Here is a 1,716-nt window from a genome sequence, read left to right on the forward strand (position 1 = left end):
GACGTTACTCCAAATTAACCAGCGACCGCTTAAAATACTCGACTGGCAAACACCGTATCAGGTTATGCTGACAAATTTGTCCAAAAATTCGGATTAAATTTGCAATCTACCATATCAACAAATTAATTCAAAATAAACTGTTCAATTTAAGTGTACCCTAAATGGACAAAAAGCAGTATAATCAACTTATGAAGAAAAGCTTAGATTCTGCTTGGGATAACAAGCAGTTCTTTGTTTTTGTCAAACTGTCTAATTAGAGTGTCTAAACAGAATGCAGTAGGGTGGGGGAGACTGATCCTCTGAAAGGAGAGTTATTGATGAAAGTTGGTTATGCGCGAGTTAGTTCAACTGATCAAAATTTGGCCCGCCAAATTGAAGCCTTGAAAGTGGCCAGATGTGAGAAAATCTTTGAAGAAAAACAATCGGGCAAATCGACCCAGAACCGACCAGAATTACAGGCGGCGATTGCTTATGTGCGGCAAGGAGATACATTAGTGGTGGCCTCATTGGATCGGCTTAGTCGAAACTATGACGATGCCAGTGATATAATCAAACAGATTAGAGATAAACAGGTTAAAATGGAAGTCTTAGATGCCCCGTTTCTTTCAATGCAAACTGGTGATTCAGATATGGACAAATTTATGTTCGATATGCTAACCAAGCTGCTAGCTTATATGGCCCAGACGGAGCGGAAGAAAATTCGTGAGCGCCAGCGTCAAGGAATTGAAATTGCTAAGGTTAATGGGAAATACCGCGGAACTCGGCCGGTATACGCCGAGGACTCGCCTAATCCGCAGAAACGGTTTATTTATCATCGAATCGTTGAGCAGTTAAGAAATAAAGCAACCGGTGCCCCAATTAGCTACCGAGCAATTGCGGCTGAAACCGGCGTCTCGGTTCAGACTGTCATTAATATCAAGAATCGGTTGAATGAAGAAGTTCTCGAATAAAAGGTTAACCGGGATTCGTTGATTTTAACTGAATATCGAACATTAAACATTTGCCAATATCTAATTGTAGTTAAAATTGAAAGGGAGATAAACGAGATGATTGATATTAATTATGGAAACTACGCGCTTTTTCAATACCTAATCATTGCTTTTATTTTGTTTCCGATTGAGATTATTCATTCATGGTTAATAATAATGATTTATGCGGTCATCGTTTTAATAATTTTTAGTACGCTATTAAAACTTTTTGAGCGTAGGAATCCGTGTTTCAAAGAAAACAATCATGTGACAACAGTACCGTGGTTACGTACCACACTTGTCGTCTTATCTACTGCGATGTTACTTATTATATTGATAATTAAAGATAGCAGTGTAGATTTTTTAATCTACTACGCATTAATTGCAGCGCCTCACGTAATTTCAGCATACTTTTCAACAAGTAGAAGAGCACATTTTTAAATTAGATGTTAAATAGGCGCATTCTGAGAACACTTTCGCTTTTTATAATGGAGTTCTCTCTTTTCCAAAACGCTGCAAGCTTCGAGTAATTAAGGTGGTGTTGATCTACAGCAATTTGAATATGACGAACAATAGCATCATTGATAGCCTGGTAGCTATCAATGATGCTATTGTTCGAGTAAGCGTTATTGATGTTAAAGTGTGAAGATTGAAGAGACGTAATTTTTAACGGTTCTAAAATATCTGTTGTTGGTAATCAAATGAATTTGATTACTGGCAACGGATATTTTTGTATAATCAAAGAATG

At 37.4% G+C, this 1,716-nt stretch carries 2 protein-coding genes and 1 pseudogene; all 3 read left to right on the forward strand.

What is annotated here, in order from left to right:
- Window positions 1–97 (forward strand): annotated as a pseudogene (locus EKM99_RS15610) (IS30 family transposase); the annotation flags it as partial.
- A gap of 220 nt (window positions 98–317) precedes the next feature.
- Complete coding sequence (locus tag EKM99_RS15615) at window positions 318–950, forward strand: recombinase family protein (RefSeq protein WP_065675006.1); 633 nt, start codon at window positions 318–320, stop codon at window positions 948–950.
- Window positions 951–1,046: 96 nt separating this feature from the next.
- Window positions 1,047–1,409: a hypothetical protein gene (locus EKM99_RS15620; protein ID WP_125584209.1), complete on the forward strand. Its 363-nt coding sequence runs from the start codon at window positions 1,047–1,049 to the stop codon at window positions 1,407–1,409.
- Window positions 1,410–1,716 lie beyond the last annotated feature (307 nt).

This window comes from Levilactobacillus cerevisiae (assembly GCF_003946245.1).
Classification (GTDB): domain Bacteria; phylum Bacillota; class Bacilli; order Lactobacillales; family Lactobacillaceae; genus Levilactobacillus; species Levilactobacillus cerevisiae.

Excerpts from the sequence above, each read along its gene's own strand:
- EKM99_RS15620 (WP_125584209.1), top strand. The coding sequence starts at position 1,047 with ATGATTGATATTAATTATGGAAACTACGCGCTTTTTCAATACCTAATC.
- EKM99_RS15615 (WP_065675006.1), top strand. The coding sequence starts at position 318 with ATGAAAGTTGGTTATGCGCGAGTTAGTTCAACTGATCAAAATTTGGCC.